The sequence below is a fragment of the Candidatus Thiopontia autotrophica genome, from assembly GCA_014384675.1.
Taxonomy (GTDB): Bacteria; Pseudomonadota; Gammaproteobacteria.
In genome coordinates this window covers 54,104-71,030 of record JACNFK010000034.1, presented here as the reverse complement: position 1 = coordinate 71,030, position 16,927 = coordinate 54,104, and the positions used below count along the sequence as shown (strand labels likewise).

The window sequence follows — 16,927 nt, the reverse complement described above, 5'->3', positions numbered from 1 at the left end:
TCGTAGTGCTATGTTGCTGAAAGGATTATCATAGCCTTTTTTGGCTATCATCGCTCTTTTAGGTGGTTGGTGATCAGCAATTCTAGAATTCTAGATTATAGCGCTTTTTCAAAGAAAACCGTCATCCTTGCGAAGGCGGGGATCCGGAAAACAGAAGGTTCGATTAAGATGAAGAAAGTAGGTTTTGTCGGTTGGCGTGGCATGGTTGGCTCGGTTCTGATGCAGAGGATGCGTGAGGAGGGTGATTTCGCAAAAATTGATCCGGTTTTCTTCACTACCTCACAGCTTGGGCAACCAGGCCCTGATGTAGGCAAGGAGGTGCCATCACTCAGGGATGCCAATGATGTCTCCGATCTGGTAGAGATGGATGCCATCATCAGCTGTCAGGGTGGCAGCTATACCAAGGCGGTGATCGGCCCACTGCGTGAGTCAGGCTGGAATGGTTACTGGATTGATGCAGCCTCATCTCTGAGAATGAATGATGAGGCCACTCTGGTGCTGGATCCAGTCAACCGCACTGTAATTGATAACGCTCTGAGTGACGGGAAAAATACATTTGTAGGAGGTAACTGCACAGTCAGTCTGATGTTGATGGCAATTGGCGGACTCTTGCAGGAGAATCTTGTTGAGTGGATCTCACCAATGACCTATCAGGCTGCATCGGGTGCGGGTGCGCGCAACATGCGTGAACTTATTTCCCAGATGGGAAGCATCAGGGATAGTGTCGGTGGATTGCTTGATGATCCTGCCAGTGCAATTCTTGAGATTGATCGTACCGTCTCTTCACATATGAATAGTGATGGTTATCCAACAGACAATTTTGGGGTGCCACTGGCTGGCAGCCTGATCCCATGGATTGATACCCAGCTTCCAAGTGGGCAGAGTCGAGAGGAGTGGAAGGCAGAGGCAGAGACCAACAAGATTCTGGGTCGCAGTGATAACCCAGTACCTATTGATGGACTCTGTGTCCGTATTGGTGCAATGCGCTCCCACAGTCAGGCACTGACCATCAAGATGAAGAGAGACATTCCGGTATCAGAGATTGAATCGATCATGGCCCAGGCCAATGACTGGGTGAAGGTGATCCCAAATGACCGCGACCTGAGCATGGTTGAGCTGACACCGGCCAAGGTAACTGGAACCTTGAGCGTTCCTGTCGGACGAGTACGCAAGCTAACCATGGGGCCAGAATACATATCCGCATTTACTGTTGGAGATCAGCTGTTATGGGGCGCTGCAGAACCACTGCGTCGCCTGATGGGAATTGCATTAGAGCTGTAGCAGGTTCGCTATACTGTTTTGGTAACGATTGATGCAGAAATTACAACGTGCATCTTTACAGACGATAAGTTGGATTGCTCTTCTCTCTATTCTGTCTGTTGGTAAAACAGAGGCAGATGAATCTATAAAGATTTATTCTGCACTGGGCTCTCCCTTGATTGCAGAGATCCAGTTGCTACCAGGTGAATTACAGATAAAGAAATTTTCCATAACCGGGAAAGGTGACTCTGTACAACAGTATGAGGTGGAGAGAATAACCGACAGGGGCGCACTGCTTCTGCTTTCACTCTCTCCAATAAACCAGCCAATTCTTGAGCTAAAACTTGTCTCCGGTGATGGTGGGATTGAACGTGACTTCACTATATTTCTTGATCCTGTGGCACCAAACTCAAGTGCTACTTACATAAAGGGGCTGTTGCATGATAGAAATCGTGCACTGGAAGTACGTGAAGTAATGGTTTCCAGGCCAGGGGTTGCAGACGACCAGGGGTCATGGCTAACCGATGTAGAGCAGGTTTTTTCACCAGGGCGTCTTCCTGTTGTCTCAAAATGGTCTCTCTTTATCCTGTTGGGTGGGTTGATAGCATTGGTATTTATACGTTGGTGGAGGGCGGCTGATCCTGTATCTATCACAGATCAGGATGGCAATTTTTCAACTCGCGATAGAGGATTAACCGGTAGCAGTAGCCATGATGAGGACAACAGTGGTGATATATGGAAGGAGTTCTATCATGAGGTTGAACGGATTGAGGGTAGAATTCAGAAACCTGATAGTGGGGATGTCAAGTGACCAGATATGCCGCTGGAGTTGAGTATAGTGGAACCAATTTTCATGGATGGGAAGTGCAGCAACCGGATGTTCGTACAGTCCAGGGGGAGGTAGAGAAGGCTCTGTCAAAGGTTGCAGATCACTTTGTCAGGGTAACAACTGCAGGACGTACTGATGCAGGAGTCCATGCGGCCGGGCAGATTATCCACTTTGATAGTGATTCTGAACGCAGTGAACGTGGATGGGTGCATGGCGCCAATGCCAACCTGGAAAGGGATCTCTGTATTGCATGGATCAAGCCGGTCTCGGACGATTTTCATGCCCGGTTTTCTGCACTCTCCCGCTCCTACCGTTACATTATATTTAACCGCCCTGTGCGTACAGCCATATCTGCCGATGAGCGTACCTGGGTCTATCGGCCTCTCGATGAGGAGATGATGCAACAGGGTGCGAACCACCTTATGGGGGAGCATGACTTCAGCTCATATCGAGCGGTGGCATGTCAGGCCCATAGCCCTGTACGTACTATCCACAGCCTGAATGTGACCCGTCATGGGGAAGAGGTCTGGATTGAGGTTAGAGCCAATGCATTTCTCCACCATATGGTGCGGAATATTGCAGGGGTCTTGATCTCTATCGGGAGTGGACTCAATGAGCCGCAGTGGGCAAAAGAGGTGCTGGATCTGAGAGACCGAACCCAGGGTGGAATTACAGCTCCGCCAGAGGGGCTCTCTCTGGTCTCTGTGGAGTATCCTGACCATTTTGATATCCCCTCAGTGTGATAATATTGCGCGATGCAAACCCGTTTGAAAATCTGTGGAATAACCTCTAAAGAGGATGCCATCTATGCGGCTGAGAGTGGTGCAGATGCGATTGGTCTGGTCTTCTATGAGCCAAGTCCCAGGGCTGTAACTGTGGAGCAGGCAGCTGAGATTATTGGTGCCCTGCCACCTTTTGTGACTACAGTAGGGCTCTTTGTTGATGCAGAGGCAGGTTTTGTAAATGAGGTTCTTAGTAAGGTTTCACTGGATCTGTTGCAGTTTCATGGTGATGAATCCCCGGCTTATTGTGACTCGTTCTCTCGCCCCTATATGAAGGCGATTCGGATGCGAGAGGATGTTGATCTGCAGCAAGAGGCCGCAAGATATGCAACAGCCAGAGCCCTGTTAGTAGATGCCTATCAGCCTGGAGTGCCGGGTGGAACTGGTGAGACTTTTGATTGGGAGAGGATTCCATCCGGGATGGATAAGCCGTTGGTGCTTGCTGGTGGTCTCAATGCCGATAATGTTGAGTCGGCAATAAGGCAGGTTCGGCCATGGGCTGTAGATGTAAGTGGTGGTGTAGAGCGAGAGAAAGGGGTTAAGGATCACCTCAAGGTATATCGCTTTATAGATAATGTGAGGCGAGTCAAGGACTAGACAACAAGATGAATGGAGCAGGATGTGAGTAATCGATGGACAGATCAGCCGGATAGCCATGGGCATTTTGGGATCTATGGAGGGATTTTTGCCTCAGAGACCCTGATGGCTCCACTGGAGGAGTTGACCGAGGCGTATGCGCGCTATATGGAGGATGAGGAGTTTCTGCGTGAGCTGGATGAGGATCTGCAGCACTATGTGGGTCGTCCAAGTCCGCTCTACCATGCTCAACGCTGGAGTGACCATCTTGGTGGCGCACAGATCTGGCTCAAGCGTGAGGATCTGAACCATACCGGAGCACACAAGGTAAACAACACCATTGGCCAGGCGCTGCTTGCTCAGCGCATGGGAAAGAGCAGAATTATTGCGGAGACTGGTGCGGGTCAGCACGGGGTTGCTACAGCGACAGTGGCGGCACGACTGGGTCTGGAGTGCGTGGTCTATATGGGAGAGGTGGATGTGGAGCGCCAGAAGCTCAATGTCTACCGCATGAAATTGTTGGGGGCCAAGGTGGTTCCCGTAAGTTCTGGCTCCAAAACCCTGAAAGATGCCCTTAATGAGGCGATGCGGGACTGGGTCACCAATGTGGACGACACCTTCTACATCATTGGGACCGTTGCCGGCCCTCACCCCTACCCGATGCTGGTGCGTGACTTTCAGACTATTATTGGTCGAGAGGCGAGAGAGCAGATTCAGCAGCAGGCAGGCAGACTTCCAGATGCACTGGTAGCCTGTGTGGGCGGCGGCTCAAATGCGATCGGTCTCTTTCATCCATTCCTCGATGATGATCAAGTCAAGATATATGGGGTTGAGGCAGCTGGTCTGGGGCTGGATACAGACAAGCATGCAGCAACACTCAATGCAGGAAAGCCGGGGGTACTGCACGGCAACCGTACCTATATCATCGAGGATGAGAATGGGCAGATTATCGAGACCCACTCAATCTCTGCTGGGCTCGATTACCCTGGAGTAGGTCCGGAACACTCCTGGCTCAAGGACCAGGGGAGGGCTGAGTATGTGGCAATTGATGATCAGGAGGCACTGCAGGGGTTCCATGACCTGACCCGTATTGAGGGTATCCTGCCGGCACTGGAGTCGAGCCATGCACTGGCCTATGTAACCAAGCTGGCGCCAACCATGAGCAAGGATCAGATTATTATCGTCAATCTCTCCGGGCGAGGGGACAAGGATATTCATACTGTTGCAGAGATTGAGGGGGTCGAGGTATGAGCAGAATCAGCTCCTGTTTTGAACAGTGCAAGGCAGCTGGACGTACTGCGCTGATCCCGTTTGTGACTGCAGGTGATCCCGATCGTTCAGTTACGGTGCCAGTGATGAGTGCAATGGTGGATGCGGGTGCCGACATTATTGAGCTGGGAGTGCCATTCTCAGACCCAATGGCAGATGGCCCAACTATCCAGCGCTCTAGTGAGCGCGCACTGGAGGAGAACACCAGTATTCACCATGTGCTTGAGATGGTGAAAAAGTTTAGAGAGAGCAACCAGACTACGCCAGTTGTGTTGATGGGATACCTCAACCCAATTGAGAATATGGGTGTGGAGCAATTTGCCACAGCTGCGGAGGCATCTGGTGTTGATGGTGTGCTCACGGTTGATATGCCGCCGGAGGAGGGGGCAGAGTTTGAGCAGATTTGTGAGGCACATGGTCTTGACCCCATCTACCTGTTGGCTCCAACCAGTACTGAGAAAAGGATTGGCATGATTGCCAATTCGGCCAGGGGTTTTATCTACTATGTTTCCGTAAAAGGGGTGACTGGTTCACAGGCTCCAGATATATCAGAGGTCGGAGACAAGGTTAATGCTATTCGCCAACAGACCGATCTTCCTGTAGGGGTTGGGTTTGGAATAAGGGATGCAGAATCAGCGGCTGCAATTGGTGCAGTGGCAGATGCGGTTGTAGTGGGAAGTGTGCTAGTCTCAAAAATGGAGTCAATGCGTGAGACTCCAGATCAGATTCCAGAGGCAATTGGTGGTATCCTCTCGGAGATGCGGGTAGCACTGGACAAGAATTAGAGTAAGGGATAGCAATATGACCTGGTTTGAAAAAATTCTTCCAAAAATCAGAACGGAAGGTGGCAAGAAGGCAGTTCCTGAGGGGGTATGGATCAAGTGCCCATCCTGTGAGGCTGTACTCTATCGCGCAGAACTGGAGCGCAACCAGGATGTCTGCCCAAAATGTAGCCACCATATGCGAATAGGTGCGCGCCGTCGTCTGGAGCTATTCTTTGATAAGGATAGTACGCAGGAGATTGCAGCGGACCTCTCCCCAGTAGACCACCTGAATTTTAAGGATCTCAAAAAGTATAAGGATCGCATTGCCCAGGCACAGAAAAGTACAGGCGAGAAGGATGCGCTTATTGTGATGCAGGGCAGAGTGGAGGATGTTCCTCTGGTAGCTGCTGCATTTGAGTTCAAGTTTATGGGTGGATCAATGGGCTCTGTCGTTGGGGAGCGTTTTGTAAGGGCGGTAAATGCCAGCCTGGAACAGAATGTCCCTCTCGTCTGTTTTAGTGCCAGTGGTGGTGCCCGTATGCAGGAGGCACTCTTCTCTCTGATGCAGATGGCAAAGACCAGTGCTGCATTGACCAGACTGGCAGACCGTGGTCTTCCATTCATATCTGTTTTGACCGATCCAACCATGGGTGGAGTCTCCGCCAGTTTTGCCATGCTTGGGGATATCAATGTTGCAGAGCCTAAGGCCCTGATCGGTTTTGCCGGTCCACGGGTGATTGAGCAGACAGTTCGTGAGAAGCTTCCGGAAGGTTTTCAGCGTAGTGAATTTCTGGTGGAGCATGGTGCCGTTGATATGATTATTGACCGCCGTGAGATGCGAGAGAAACTCTCTTCCCTGCTCTCCATGATGATGGAAAACAGTCAGAACTCATCGGCAGCTTGAGAACTCTGGATGAGTGGCTCTCCTGGCAGGAGACGCTACACCCTGAGGAGATTGAGTTAGGTCTGGAGCGTATTCGCCGAGTTGCTACGCGACTGAATATACTCTCCCCTGAACCAAAGGTTGTTACAGTTGCTGGAACCAATGGCAAGGGCTCCTCTATCGCTATTCTTGAATCCATCGCCCTTGCAGCAGGATTGAGGGTTGGGGTCTATACCTCGCCACATCTTTTGCGTTACAACGAGCGGATTAGAGTCAACGGCAAGATTGTGACTGATGATCTGTTGTGTGACTCTTTTGAGGTTGTTGATGAGGCGCGCCAGCAGGAATCCATTACCTATTTTGAGTTCGGTACACTTGCGGCGCTGGAGATCTTTAGGCGTCAGCCCCTGGATTTGATTGTGCTGGAGGTTGGATTGGGTGGTCGGCTGGATGCGGTAAATATCATTGATGCAGATGTAGCGCTACTAACTACAGTTGATCTTGACCATCAGTCGTGGCTTGGCGAGAGTCGGGAGGAGATCGGGAGAGAGAAGGCGGGAATTTTTCGAAGTGGCCGAGCTGCTGTAATCGGGGATTTTGATATACCTTTAACAGTCTCTGACTACGCCAGAACAGTGGGTGTCCCGTTGTTTAAAATAGGGAGAGATTTCTGCTTTGTAACGGATGAAAGTGGGTGGTCATGGCGCGGATCAAGTGACCGAGAGATATACCATTTGCCATTTCCAGCTTTGTATGGAGAGATTCAGGTGCAGAACAGTGCAGCAGTGCTGGAGGTTATAGAGCAGTTGGGATGGATGGATAAGATTGGTGAGGAGAAGATTGCTGAGGGGCTATCACAGTCAGCCCTTATGGGGCGTTTTCAAACCATTCAGCATGCTCCAGAGGTTATTGTGGATGTATCCCATAATCCACAGGCGGCCAGAACAGTTGCCGAGAATCTGGCATCAACCGCAACGGATGGAAAAACCATCGCAGTGGTTGCCATGCTGAAAGACAAGGAGTTGAAGGTTGTTATTGAGGCCCTCTCTCCAGAGATTGACCAGTGGATGGTTGCAGGTCTGGATGTGGCACGAGGAGCATCCTCAAGTGAGATCGAGAAGGTGGTAGTATCCACGGTTGGTGATTCAGGAGTTGACTCATTCGAGACTGTTCAGCTGGCTTTTGAATCTGCCATAGGATTGGCAGATAGTGGTGATCGAATTATTGTTTTTGGGTCATTTTATACAGTTGCGGCTGTTCTTGACCTCCAATAGGGAAGAAGTTTGGCCTCTGTTTTTGATGTCTATGCTGTAGTACGGTAGTGTTATCATTGCTTTTGTAACTATTTATATTGGAGAGAGGGGTCGATTGTGCTTCAGAAAGTTGAATTAAAACAACGCATTATTGGTGGAATTGTTCTGGTTTCACTGGCTGTTATTCTGGTCCCTTTTCTGATGGATGATCCTCGTGAAGAGGTGAAGCTGATGGAGAGCAATATCCCTCCATGGCCTGATAATCTTCCCAAGACGGTTATTGAGATTAGTGATGATGATTTCTTGCCAACTCCAAAGCGGCCTGCCAAGCCGAAGCCTGCCTCCAAACCTGTTTCCAGGCCAGTGGCCACACCCAAGCCAGAGGTTAAACCAAAATCCAAGCCAGAGAGTAAACCAGGGAAGAGTACTCCGGTAGCGGAGAGTAAGGCCAAGGAGAGTGGCAAGAGATATGAGGTACAGGTGGTAAGTTATGGAGCAAAGAGCAGAAAGCGGGCTGAGAGTTTTCTGAAGAAGATGCAGTCCAAGGGGTACAAGGTAAGACTGAGCGAGATAACCAGAAAAGGTAAAAAGAGTCTGCGTATTGTTACCGAGTCTCTGGCCTCAAAAAAAGAGGCTAAGGAGATGAGTAAGAAAATTGATCGGGAATTCAAGGTAGATCAGGTTAAATCAATGGTTCGTTCCCTTAAGTGAGCAGTGCCAGAAACAGATCTGGTCATCAGAAGAAAACGATAAAAAAAAGAGGGCCACAAAAAGGCAATAAGCGCCACCTCGCCAGACGTGGGTGGTTACGTATGCTGTTACGCAGATTGTTCCAGTTTGGCACTATTGTTTTGCTGCCAATTTTATTGCTCTATACGTTGTGGCTGGATTTTACGGTTCGTGATCAGTTTGAAGGCAAACGGTGGGAGCTGCCTGCACGAGTATACGCCTCTCCACTTGAGCTTTATGCCGGGAAGACAATAGATGCTGATCAACTGGTTAATTCACTTGATCAGTTGGGTTACCAAAAAAAACCCGGCTCTCTTTCTCGCAATGAGGGCAGTTATCTTCATCAAGAAGATACCGTTTCACTCCATAGCAGACGGTTTCATTTCTGGGACGGGATAGAGAAGTCCAGGCAGATTCGGGTCTCTATCAACCGGGGGAAAATCTCCAGAATAGTTGATCTGATAGAGGGGGATGATGTCGGGGTTGTCAGGCTGGATCCTCTGCCCATCGGCAGTTTTTATCCATCTCATGGGGAGGACAGGATTCTTCTTCGCCTGGAGGATGTGCCAGATATCTTTGTCCGCACCCTTACTACGGTAGAGGATCGATCTTTTTATGATCACATAGGGGTCAGTCCGGCAGGGATGGCTAGAGCTCTATTTGCCAATCTACGTGCTGGAAAGGCAGTTCAGGGTGGGAGCACGCTGACCCAGCAGTTGGCCAAGAATATGTTCTTGACCAGAGAACGTACTTTATGGAGGAAGTTCCAGGAGCTTTTGATCACCTTTATTCTGGAGTCCAACTTTCAGAAGAGCGAGATTCTTGAGGCCTATCTGAATGAGGTCTACTTTGGACAGGATCAGCGCCGTGCAATCCACGGAGTAGGGATGGCCAGTAGATTCTTCTTTGGGCATGATGCCGGCCAGCTTACGCTTGCCAAATCGGCACTGCTGGTTGGGATGTTAAAGGGGCCATCATGGTATAACCCGAGGAGACATCCAGAGAGGGCCAAGCAGCGTAGAAATATGATTGTTGATCTTCTGCTGCAGCAGGGAGAGATCTCTGAAAATGAGGCTGTGATGGCAAAGCACTCTCCGCTTGGTGTGTTGGAGCAGGCTCCATCAGGCGAGTCACGCCACCCAGCTTTTCTTGACCTTGTACGTAGGCAGATTCTGCGCGATTACAACAGAGAGGATCTTGTATCTGCAGGTTTGCAGATTTTCACAACTCTCAATCCAGAGGTACAGTCTGCTGCGGAAGAGAGTCTGAGAGAGAGAATTGGCGAGCTCAAAAATGGAGGCAAGCGTAATCTACAGGGGGCTGTCGTTGTAATCAGTCCGGATAATGGAGAGGTGGAGGCGATAGTTGGAGGAAGGGACTCTCGTGCTGCCGGATTCAATCGCGCATTGAATGCTGTTCGTCCAATTGGTTCACTGGTAAAGCCGGCAATCTACCTGACAGCCCTGGAACAGCCGGAACGTTATACGTTGATAACCCCATTGGTAGATAGACCGTTTGAGCTTGGAAAAGGCAAGAATCGGTGGCGACCGATGAATTATGACCGCAAGTATCATGGAGATGTTCAGCTCCACCGTGCACTGAGCCACTCTTATAATCTCTCTACAGCAAGGTTGGGGGTGGACCTTGGAGTTGGAAGGGTTGCCCACACCTTGAAGCGGCTTGGGGTGGAACGTGATATCCCCCGTTACCCATCAATTTTTCTTGGCTCCCTGGAGCTGTCACCACTTGATGTTGCAAAGCTTTATCAGCCTCTTGCAGGTGGAGGGGTGCGCTCACCACTGCGCTCCATACGTGCAGTAATGAACCGTAATGGGGCGCCGCTCAACCGTTATCCACTGCATCTTGAAGAGGTTGCCTCACCAAAAGCCATTGCCCTGTTGCAGTGGGGGATGCAGCAGGTTGTTAGATCTGGAACGGCACGTTATCTAAACAAGGTGGTATCACCATCAATGGGTCTGGCAGGCAAGACCGGTACCACAGATGAGTTGCGGGACAGCTGGTTTGCAGGGTTTAGTGGTGATCGCCTGGCCGTGATCTGGATGGGTAGAGATGATAATAATCCGGCAGGCCTTACCGGCTCATCTGGGGCACTGCGGGTATGGGGTAAATTGATGTCTCGGCTACCAGTAACCCCGCTCAATCTCCTCTATCCCGAGGGGGTGGTAAAGGTGTGGGTTGATGCGGATGGGTCAAGCACAGCCAGAGAATGTCCAGATTCCATGGAGATTCCCTTTATCGAGGGCAGTGAGCCAAATAGAGCGGTACAATGTGGCGCAAATGGATAGCGTACTGAAATGGATTTTAATAATTGGCCTGTTGTCGATTGCCGGTTGTGCGGCAACCTCAAGGATACCGGTTGAGGATCACTCGCTCTCGACCGGAGAAGGGTACTCGCCGTCAATTAAATATCCAGTAGCTAAGGCAGTGGTCAGACGGTCGCCGCCAGTAGCGGGAGAGACCCCGGATCCATTGCAGGAGATACTCAGACAGATTGAGTCTGCGCTGCAGCAGGGGGATGATTCAAAAGCAGAGGTGTTACTGGAACGGGCGCTGCGGATTGATTCACAGAGGGCAACTCTTTGGCATGATCTTGCCAGAATTCGCTACAGGCAGTCATCTTATGAGGAGAGTGTAACTCTGGCGCAGCGCTCAAATCGGCTGGCAACCGGAAAACCAGTTCTGCAACAGGAGAACTGGTCTCTGATTGCGCAGGCAAAGGATGCACTTGGAGACTCGTCAGGGGCAATTCAGGCAAGGCGCAGAGCAGGTAACTAGCGGTGGATTTTAGTGCTCCTTCAGAAGTTCTTGGTGAAAAAGGTCCATTTGCTGATGCAATAGATGGATTCCAGCCCCGTCATCCGCAGATGGAGATGGCGGATGCGGTAGATGCAGCAATAGGTGAAGAGAAAGTTCTGGTGGCTGAGGCGGGAACGGGGACAGGAAAGACCTATGCTTACCTGGTGCCAGCGCTGCTCTCTGGCAAGCGGATCATTATCTCTACTGGAACCAAGAATCTGCAGGATCAACTCTATCATCGAGATCTTCCAACAGTACGCAAGATTCTGGGGGCTTCATCAATTACTGCGCTGCTAAAGGGGCGATCCAACTATCTATGTATCCATCGGTTAAATCTTACTGAAGATCAGGGACGATTCTACTCCAGGAGGGAATCTGCCAAATTCATGAAGATCAGACGCTGGGCGATGGAGACTGTTAGTGGTGATATCTCCGAGATGAGCGATGTGGAAGAGGGTGATCTACTCTGGCCCAGAGTTACATCTACTGCAGACAACTGTCTTGGCCAGGAGTGCCCGGAGTGGGATGAATGTCACGTGGCCAATGCGCGACGCAGGGCACAGGAGGCTGACTTGGTAGTGGTCAACCACCACCTCTTCTTTGCTGATATGGCGCTGAGAGATGAGGGTTTTGGGGAGCTGTTGCCGGGCGCCAATGCGGTTATTTTTGATGAGGCTCACCAGCTGGCAGAGACAGCAACGAGCTTCTTTGGAGAGCGTATCAGCCACCGCCAGCTACAGGAGTTGGCAGAAGACACTGTTGCGGAGTATCTAACCGATGCGCCAGACCACAAGCCACTTCAACAGTGTGCAGATGACCTGAAAAAGGCAGTGGCCGACTTCCGCCTTATCATGGGTGACAGAATAGGGCGTTACCCGTGGGCTCAACTCTCCGCTAAACCAGAATTTCATGATGAGGCCGAGGCTCTCCAGCAGGCGATCAGACAGATTGCTGTTGAATTGGAAAAAGTTGCCGATCGAGGGAAGGGGCTGGAGGGGTGTGCACAGCGCGGAAAGGAGCTGCTAGATGGCTTTATTCGTCTTACGGGAGTGGCACCAGCGGGACAGATTCACTGGATGGAACTGCGTAAAAACGGTTTCTCTATACATCACACCCCGCTTGAGATCAGTGAGACATTTCAGAGCCATATGGCGGCCCGGAACTGTGGATGGATATTTACCTCGGCCACGATGACTGTAGGTGAGAGCTTCGACCACTTCCTGCGCGAGTTCGGGATTGACGAGGCGGAGACATTCCACTGGGAGAGCCCTTTTGATTTTCAGAACCAGTCTCTCTTCTTTCACCCACAGGGGCTTCCGCAGCCCAATAGCCCAGACTATGGCGAGAGAATGATGGAGGCCGTGCTGCCGGTTATCGAGGCCAGCCAGGGGCGTACCTTTCTTCTCTTCACCAGTCACCGTGCGCTGCGTTATGCGGCAGAATATCTGCGCGAGAGGGATATAGAGTTTCCCCTGCTGGTTCAGGGAGAGGCCCCTCGGAGCAGACTGATTGACCGTTTTCGTCGACTGGGGAATGCACTGCTGCTTGGAGCCTCCAGTTTCTGGGAGGGTGTCGATGTCCGTGGGGAGGCGCTCTCCTGTGTGATTATTGATAAATTTCCTTTCGCCTCTCCGGGTGACCCGGTACTGCAGGCAAAGATTGATGCCCTCAATAGCGATGGGCGAAATGCATTTATGGAGCTACAGCTGCCCCGGGCGGTAATTGCACTGCGCCAGGGGGCAGGGAGGTTGATTCGGGACGTGGAGGATAGAGGTGTCTTCGTAGTTTGTGATCCTCGTCTACTGAAGAAAAGCTACGGCCATACTTTCCTCAACAGTCTTCCGGATATGGCAAGAACCAGGGATATTGAGGATGTAAGAGAGTTCTTTGGCAGAGAACATAGGGAGGCGGCAGCATGAGCAGAAAAGAGAGGCGGCAGCATGAGCAGTAAAATACTGGCCATCGATACAGTCACCGAGGGGTGTTCAGCTGCACTGCTGGTGGGAGATGAGGTGGTAGAGAGGTTTGAGATAACACCGCGTGGCCACACCCAGCGGATACTGCCAATGGTGGATGAGCTACTCTCAGAGGCAGCTCTCCAACTCACCGCACTGGATGCCATCGCTTTTGACAGGGGGCCTGGTAGTTTTACCGGACTGAGGATTACAGCAGGAGTAGTGCAGGGGTTGGCTTATGGGGCTAGTCTTCCGGTAATCCCGGTCTCATCACTGGCAGCCCTTGCCTTTGCCTCATACAGGGAAAATCAAAACAGGAATATCTTGGCGGCCATTGATGCCAGAATGGGAGAGGTCTACTGTGGTTACTATCAGATCAACAATCAATCCCTTCCCGAATTAATAGGCGAAGAATCTGTGCTTCCACCAAACAAGATTAAAAAACTGCAAGGCCCATGGGTTGGAGTAGGCAGTGGGTTTGAGAGCTACAGAGAAGAGCTTAAGGAACACCTTGGGGAGAACCTGGTTCAGATGGATGGTGATGCACTCCCCCATGCAAAAGAGATTGCCCGGTTGGCTCTTCATGAGTTTGAATGTGGAAGGGTGTTAAGCCCAGAAGAGGCACAACCCGTCTATTTAAGGAACCAGGTGGTTCACCACAATAGTGAACTATAGTTGACAAATGAAGACATGTTAACTACAGTTAACATGTAATGGAAATCCGAAAAACAGAGATATTTAGCAAATGGTTTGATGGTTTAAGAGACCGAAGAGCTAAAGCGCGTATCCAAGCCCGTATTGATAGGGTGGAAATGGGTAATTTCGGTGATGTTGCTCCGGTAGGAGAAGGTGTCAGTGAATTACGCATCTTTTATGGCCCAGGCTACAGAGTGTATTTCATACAACAAGGCCCTGTTGTAGTCATACTTCTATCCGGCGGTGATAAAAGCACACAAACATCAGATATTACAAGAGCCAAAGAAATTGCTAAGCAGATTGAGGATTGAATTATGACCATTACTACTACTCGTTGGGATTCAGCTGAACATCTTAAAACCGAAGAAGAGATCCAGTTGTACTTAGAAGCCTGCCTAGAAGAAGCAGGAGATGATCCAGCATTTATTGTTCATGCTTTGGGAGTTATTGCACGTGCTAAAAATATGAGCCAGCTTGCCAGAGAAACAGGCATTACTCGTGAAGGGCTTTATAAGGCGTTGTCTCCAGAAGGTAATCCCACATTTTCAACAGTAGCTAAAGTAGCAAAGGCGTTGGGATTTAAGTTTACAGTGCAACCAACAATTTAAACCTTGCGCTAATACCGGTTTCGCCCCCGTCTAGTGAAAAGCTCATCTTTGCGCCTGTACTGGTTGTTGAGCACCACAATTGCAGCCATTGAGAGTTTGAGTCCTGCATGTTTAAGAACATGCCACTGAATTGCAGCATCATCCAGATGGTACGGCCTCACCCCGGTGGATGACTTTACCTCATAGAGCTCCCAGCTATCATCCCCGAGATGGAGGATGTCGACCATCACCAGCACACTGTTTTCGCTGAACGTGGCCTCATAGATGGTCTGCGCACCAGAATTGATCAGCTCACGACTCCTATCGATCATTCCTCCAAAGTTTCTGTAGTCAAACTCGATAACCTCACCACATGGACAACGCGGGCTTTAAACGCTGGATGACCGACACGGTGTTCGACCTGACCTTCAACAGCGGCGGGCCCTAACGAATAAGGATAGATCGTGGCTGCGCACGATCTATCCTTATTCGTTAGCTATAAAATAAAGATTGACGTTATGACGTCATAACGCTATTCTTCGCTGAAGAGGACTATAATTATGAGTGAGTTATCAAAAAGATCTACAGTTTATTTTGACCCCAGCATTCACCTCGCTTTGCGAATGAAAGCAGCAACAGCCCATATCTCAGTATCTGAGGTGGTTAATGAGGCTGTACGTATTGCTTTACAAGAGGATCAGGAAGATTTGAGTGTTTTTGAAAAAAGAGCAGATGAGCCAATCCTAAGCTATGAAGAGCTTTTGAAAGATTTATCGTCCCATGGCAAGCTATAGCCTTGCTTTCAAAAAATCTGTAGCTAAAGATTTACGTAGCATCCCTAATCATGATGTAAAACAAATCCTGAAACGGATTGAATCATTGTGCAAAAACCCAAGAGCAAAAGGTTCCATTAAACTTTCAGGGCAGGAAAAATATAGAATAAGGCATGGTGTGTATCGAATTCTGTATGAGATCCAGGATGCAGAGCTTGTAGTATTTGTAGTCAAGGTCGCACATCGTAGTAAAGTATATAAAAGCAGCTAACAATACAATGCCCCGACTGCTACCACCACAGTCGCTGCGTTCCTTACGCGTCGGGTGATTGTAGGCGTTCGAAAGCCATGTTGTTTTTTATGAAAGGCAGAAAAGGGTCGATAATAGACATTACAAAAAAAGCCCCATGATGTTTATTCATGGGGCTTTTTCCTTTTTATCGGTTGAGGATTTTAGTCAAAAATAAACTCCCCACCTCCAAGTCTCTTTTTGATCTCTCCAATTACCCTCTCCTCATCGGCCTCATCCTTGGCAACAAAGGTGACGGAGAAGCGGATAAAGTTACCTGCATCATCCCAGGGTACGGTGGAGATCATCTTCTCTTTGATCAGGTATTGGGAGAATGCCTCACCACTGTCAAATGTGATTCCATCTCTGGTTCCAGTTGGGGCCTTTACGTAGAGGTAGAATGTGGCTTTGGGTTTCTTGATCTCAAATCCTGCACTGGTGAGTGCATCAACCAGTAGATTATGCCTTCTGGAGTATTTGGCACTGGTCTTTTCGGTGATCTCGGGGTGTTGCAGGCAGTAGACTCCAGCCTGCTGAATGGCGGCAAACTGGCCAGAGTCGTTATTGTCCTTGATGGCTGCGAACGCCTTTACCATTAGCTCGTTACCGGCAATAAATGCCAGACGCCATCCGGTCATGTTGTAGGCCTTGGATAGTGATTGAATGGCAACACCAACCTCTTTTGCCCCCTCCACATTGAGGAAGGAGTATGGTTTCTCGCCATCAAAGGTGAGTGCAGCATAGGCCTCGTCGGAGACGATCATGACGCCGTTCTCCTTGGCAAACTGGATCGCCTTCTTGTAGAAGGTCTCGGTAGCAACTGCACCGGTGGGGTTGTTTGGGTAGTTGAGGTAGAGCAGTTTCGCTCTCTTCTTCTGGTCGTCAGTGAGCGCGTCCAGATCGGGAAGAAAGTCATTCTCCTCTAGCAGCGGAAGGTTGACTACTTCACCTCCAACTCCCTGGGTGGTTGTTCCCAGCAGTGGGTATCCCGGGGTAGTCATGATGGTGATGTCTCCGGGGTTGATAAAGGCCATAGGGAGTAGTGCAAGAACAGGCTTGCTGCCAATTCCATGGTTGATCTCACTGTTTGGATCCAGCCCTTTGACCCCGAACACACTATCCATGTAAACGGCAGCTGCATCCTTGAAGGGCTGTACTCCATTGTCGGTATAGCCACGGTTCTCCCAGTTTTTGGCCTCTTGGTATAGCACCTCGATAACCTCAGGTTCTGCCATCCAGTCTGGCTCCCCAACACCCATATCGATCATCTCTGTCTCTGGGTTGGCCTCCATGGCTGCACGCTTTGCCCGTTTGATCTTTTCGAACTTGTAGATGTTGGTGTCTTTGCCAAACTGATTGCCACCGATGCGGTCGGCGAATAGTTGCTGGATATAGCTTTCCATGTTTTTTCTATCCTTGTTTACTGAAAATTATCTGTACGTTGAAAATTGTTGCGGGATTGTAA

The 16,927-nt window shown here is 49.9% G+C and carries 19 protein-coding genes; 17 read left to right on the top strand and 2 right to left on the bottom strand.

What is annotated here, in order from left to right; all coding sequences use genetic code 11:
- Positions 1-168: 168 nt before the first annotated feature.
- The 15 genes from asd (at position 169) to H8D24_06850 (ending at position 14,421) form a co-directional block, all read left to right on the top strand.
- Positions 169-1,281 carry an aspartate-semialdehyde dehydrogenase gene (asd, locus tag H8D24_06920; GenBank protein MBC8520120.1) on the top strand — a complete coding sequence of 371 codons (1,113 nt, stop codon included), beginning with the start codon at positions 169-171 and terminating at the stop codon, positions 1,279-1,281.
- Positions 1,282-1,312: 31 nt separating this feature from the next.
- Complete coding sequence (locus H8D24_06915) at positions 1,313-2,071, top strand: hypothetical protein (protein ID MBC8520119.1); 759 nt, start codon at positions 1,313-1,315, stop codon at positions 2,069-2,071.
- Entirely contained in the window at positions 2,068-2,832 is a 765-nt protein-coding gene (gene truA, locus H8D24_06910; protein MBC8520118.1) for a tRNA pseudouridine(38-40) synthase TruA, read from the top strand. Before H8D24_06915 ends, truA begins: the two co-directional genes overlap by 4 nt.
- A gap of 12 nt (positions 2,833-2,844) precedes the next feature.
- Positions 2,845-3,468: a phosphoribosylanthranilate isomerase gene (locus H8D24_06905; GenBank protein MBC8520117.1), complete on the top strand. Its 624-nt coding sequence runs from the start codon at positions 2,845-2,847 to the stop codon at positions 3,466-3,468.
- 12 nt (positions 3,469-3,480) lie between these two features.
- The gene (gene trpB / locus H8D24_06900; GenBank protein ID MBC8520116.1) at positions 3,481-4,698 is read left to right on the top strand and encodes a tryptophan synthase subunit beta; all 1,218 of its coding nucleotides are present in this window, start codon (positions 3,481-3,483) and stop codon (positions 4,696-4,698) included.
- On the top strand, positions 4,695-5,501 hold the full coding sequence (locus tag H8D24_06895) for a tryptophan synthase subunit alpha (protein ID MBC8520115.1): 807 nt from the start codon (positions 4,695-4,697) through the stop codon (positions 5,499-5,501). The genes trpB and H8D24_06895 overlap by 4 nt, the downstream gene beginning before the upstream one ends.
- Before the next feature lie 16 nt (positions 5,502-5,517).
- Complete coding sequence (locus H8D24_06890) at positions 5,518-6,384, top strand: acetyl-CoA carboxylase carboxyltransferase subunit beta (GenBank protein ID MBC8520114.1); 867 nt, start codon at positions 5,518-5,520, stop codon at positions 6,382-6,384.
- Positions 6,381-7,637, top strand: coding sequence for a bifunctional tetrahydrofolate synthase/dihydrofolate synthase (gene folC / locus H8D24_06885; protein MBC8520113.1), 1,257 nt, complete (start codon positions 6,381-6,383; stop codon positions 7,635-7,637). The genes H8D24_06890 and folC overlap by 4 nt, the downstream gene beginning before the upstream one ends.
- Positions 7,638-7,733: 96 nt before the next feature.
- The gene (locus tag H8D24_06880; protein ID MBC8520112.1) at positions 7,734-8,327 is read left to right on the top strand and encodes an SPOR domain-containing protein; all 594 of its coding nucleotides are present in this window, start codon (positions 7,734-7,736) and stop codon (positions 8,325-8,327) included.
- A 101-nt stretch (positions 8,328-8,428) separates the two neighbouring features.
- On the top strand, positions 8,429-10,651 hold the full coding sequence (gene mrcB / locus H8D24_06875) for a penicillin-binding protein 1B (protein ID MBC8520111.1): 2,223 nt from the start codon (positions 8,429-8,431) through the stop codon (positions 10,649-10,651).
- Positions 10,635-11,141, top strand: a complete 507-nt coding sequence (locus tag H8D24_06870) for a hypothetical protein (protein ID MBC8520110.1) — start codon at positions 10,635-10,637, stop codon at positions 11,139-11,141. The genes mrcB and H8D24_06870 overlap by 17 nt, the downstream gene beginning before the upstream one ends.
- Positions 11,142-11,230: 89 nt before the next feature.
- A complete protein-coding gene (locus tag H8D24_06865) occupies positions 11,231-13,081 on the top strand; it encodes an ATP-dependent DNA helicase (GenBank protein MBC8520109.1) in 1,851 nt (616 codons plus the stop codon).
- A gap of 21 nt (positions 13,082-13,102) precedes the next feature.
- Positions 13,103-13,792, top strand: a complete 690-nt coding sequence (gene tsaB / locus H8D24_06860; GenBank protein ID MBC8520108.1) for a tRNA (adenosine(37)-N6)-threonylcarbamoyltransferase complex dimerization subunit type 1 TsaB — start codon at positions 13,103-13,105, stop codon at positions 13,790-13,792.
- Between the two features lie 38 nt (positions 13,793-13,830).
- Positions 13,831-14,124: a type II toxin-antitoxin system RelE/ParE family toxin gene (locus H8D24_06855; protein MBC8520107.1), complete on the top strand. Its 294-nt coding sequence runs from the start codon at positions 13,831-13,833 to the stop codon at positions 14,122-14,124.
- A gap of 3 nt (positions 14,125-14,127) precedes the next feature.
- Positions 14,128-14,421: a putative addiction module antidote protein gene (locus H8D24_06850; GenBank protein MBC8520106.1), complete on the top strand. Its 294-nt coding sequence runs from the start codon at positions 14,128-14,130 to the stop codon at positions 14,419-14,421.
- Positions 14,422-14,429: 8 nt separating this feature from the next.
- On the opposite strand, the gene H8D24_06845 is transcribed toward H8D24_06850, so the two are convergent.
- Positions 14,430-14,732 carry a hypothetical protein gene (locus tag H8D24_06845; GenBank protein MBC8520105.1) on the bottom strand — a complete coding sequence of 101 codons (303 nt, stop codon included), beginning with the start codon at positions 14,730-14,732 and terminating at the stop codon, positions 14,430-14,432.
- Positions 14,733-14,960: 228 nt separating this feature from the next.
- Here H8D24_06845 and H8D24_06840 point away from each other — a divergent pair, with 228 nt between their 5' ends.
- Together H8D24_06840 and H8D24_06835 are read left to right on the top strand one after the other, a co-directional pair.
- The gene (locus H8D24_06840; protein ID MBC8520104.1) at positions 14,961-15,194 is read left to right on the top strand and encodes a CopG family transcriptional regulator; all 234 of its coding nucleotides are present in this window, start codon (positions 14,961-14,963) and stop codon (positions 15,192-15,194) included.
- Complete coding sequence (locus H8D24_06835; GenBank protein ID MBC8520103.1) at positions 15,181-15,444, top strand: type II toxin-antitoxin system RelE/ParE family toxin; 264 nt, start codon at positions 15,181-15,183, stop codon at positions 15,442-15,444. Before H8D24_06840 ends, H8D24_06835 begins: the two co-directional genes overlap by 14 nt.
- A gap of 182 nt (positions 15,445-15,626) precedes the next feature.
- Here the strand turns inward: H8D24_06835 and H8D24_06830 are convergent, their stop codons facing one another.
- Positions 15,627-16,865 (bottom strand): LL-diaminopimelate aminotransferase, encoded by a 1,239-nt coding sequence (locus tag H8D24_06830; protein ID MBC8520102.1) that lies wholly within the window; start codon positions 16,863-16,865, stop codon positions 15,627-15,629.
- Positions 16,866-16,927 lie beyond the last annotated feature (62 nt).

What these genes read in the sequence shown, in the direction of transcription:
- H8D24_06840 (MBC8520104.1), top strand. Translation starts at nt 14,961, where the DNA reads ATGAGTGAGTTATCAAAAAGATCTACAGTTTATTTTGACCCCAGCATT.
- trpB (MBC8520116.1), top strand. Translation starts at nt 3,481, where the DNA reads ATGGAGCAGGATGTGAGTAATCGATGGACAGATCAGCCGGATAGCCAT.
- H8D24_06895 (MBC8520115.1), top strand. Translation starts at nt 4,695, where the DNA reads ATGAGCAGAATCAGCTCCTGTTTTGAACAGTGCAAGGCAGCTGGACGT.
- mrcB (MBC8520111.1), top strand. Translation starts at nt 8,429, where the DNA reads ATGCTGTTACGCAGATTGTTCCAGTTTGGCACTATTGTTTTGCTGCCA.
- H8D24_06830 (MBC8520102.1), bottom strand. Translation starts at nt 16,865, where the DNA reads ATGGAAAGCTATATCCAGCAACTATTCGCCGACCGCATCGGTGGCAAT.
- H8D24_06905 (MBC8520117.1), top strand. Translation starts at nt 2,845, where the DNA reads ATGCAAACCCGTTTGAAAATCTGTGGAATAACCTCTAAAGAGGATGCC.
- tsaB (MBC8520108.1), top strand. Translation starts at nt 13,103, where the DNA reads ATGAGCAGTAAAATACTGGCCATCGATACAGTCACCGAGGGGTGTTCA.
- H8D24_06865 (MBC8520109.1), top strand. Translation starts at nt 11,231, where the DNA reads ATGGAGATGGCGGATGCGGTAGATGCAGCAATAGGTGAAGAGAAAGTT.
- H8D24_06915 (MBC8520119.1), top strand. Translation starts at nt 1,313, where the DNA reads ATGCAGAAATTACAACGTGCATCTTTACAGACGATAAGTTGGATTGCT.
- H8D24_06845 (MBC8520105.1), bottom strand. Translation starts at nt 14,732, where the DNA reads ATGATCGATAGGAGTCGTGAGCTGATCAATTCTGGTGCGCAGACCATC.
- H8D24_06850 (MBC8520106.1), top strand. Translation starts at nt 14,128, where the DNA reads ATGACCATTACTACTACTCGTTGGGATTCAGCTGAACATCTTAAAACC.
- H8D24_06855 (MBC8520107.1), top strand. Translation starts at nt 13,831, where the DNA reads ATGGAAATCCGAAAAACAGAGATATTTAGCAAATGGTTTGATGGTTTA.
- H8D24_06890 (MBC8520114.1), top strand. Translation starts at nt 5,518, where the DNA reads ATGACCTGGTTTGAAAAAATTCTTCCAAAAATCAGAACGGAAGGTGGC.
- H8D24_06835 (MBC8520103.1), top strand. Translation starts at nt 15,181, where the DNA reads ATGGCAAGCTATAGCCTTGCTTTCAAAAAATCTGTAGCTAAAGATTTA.
- asd (MBC8520120.1), top strand. Translation starts at nt 169, where the DNA reads ATGAAGAAAGTAGGTTTTGTCGGTTGGCGTGGCATGGTTGGCTCGGTT.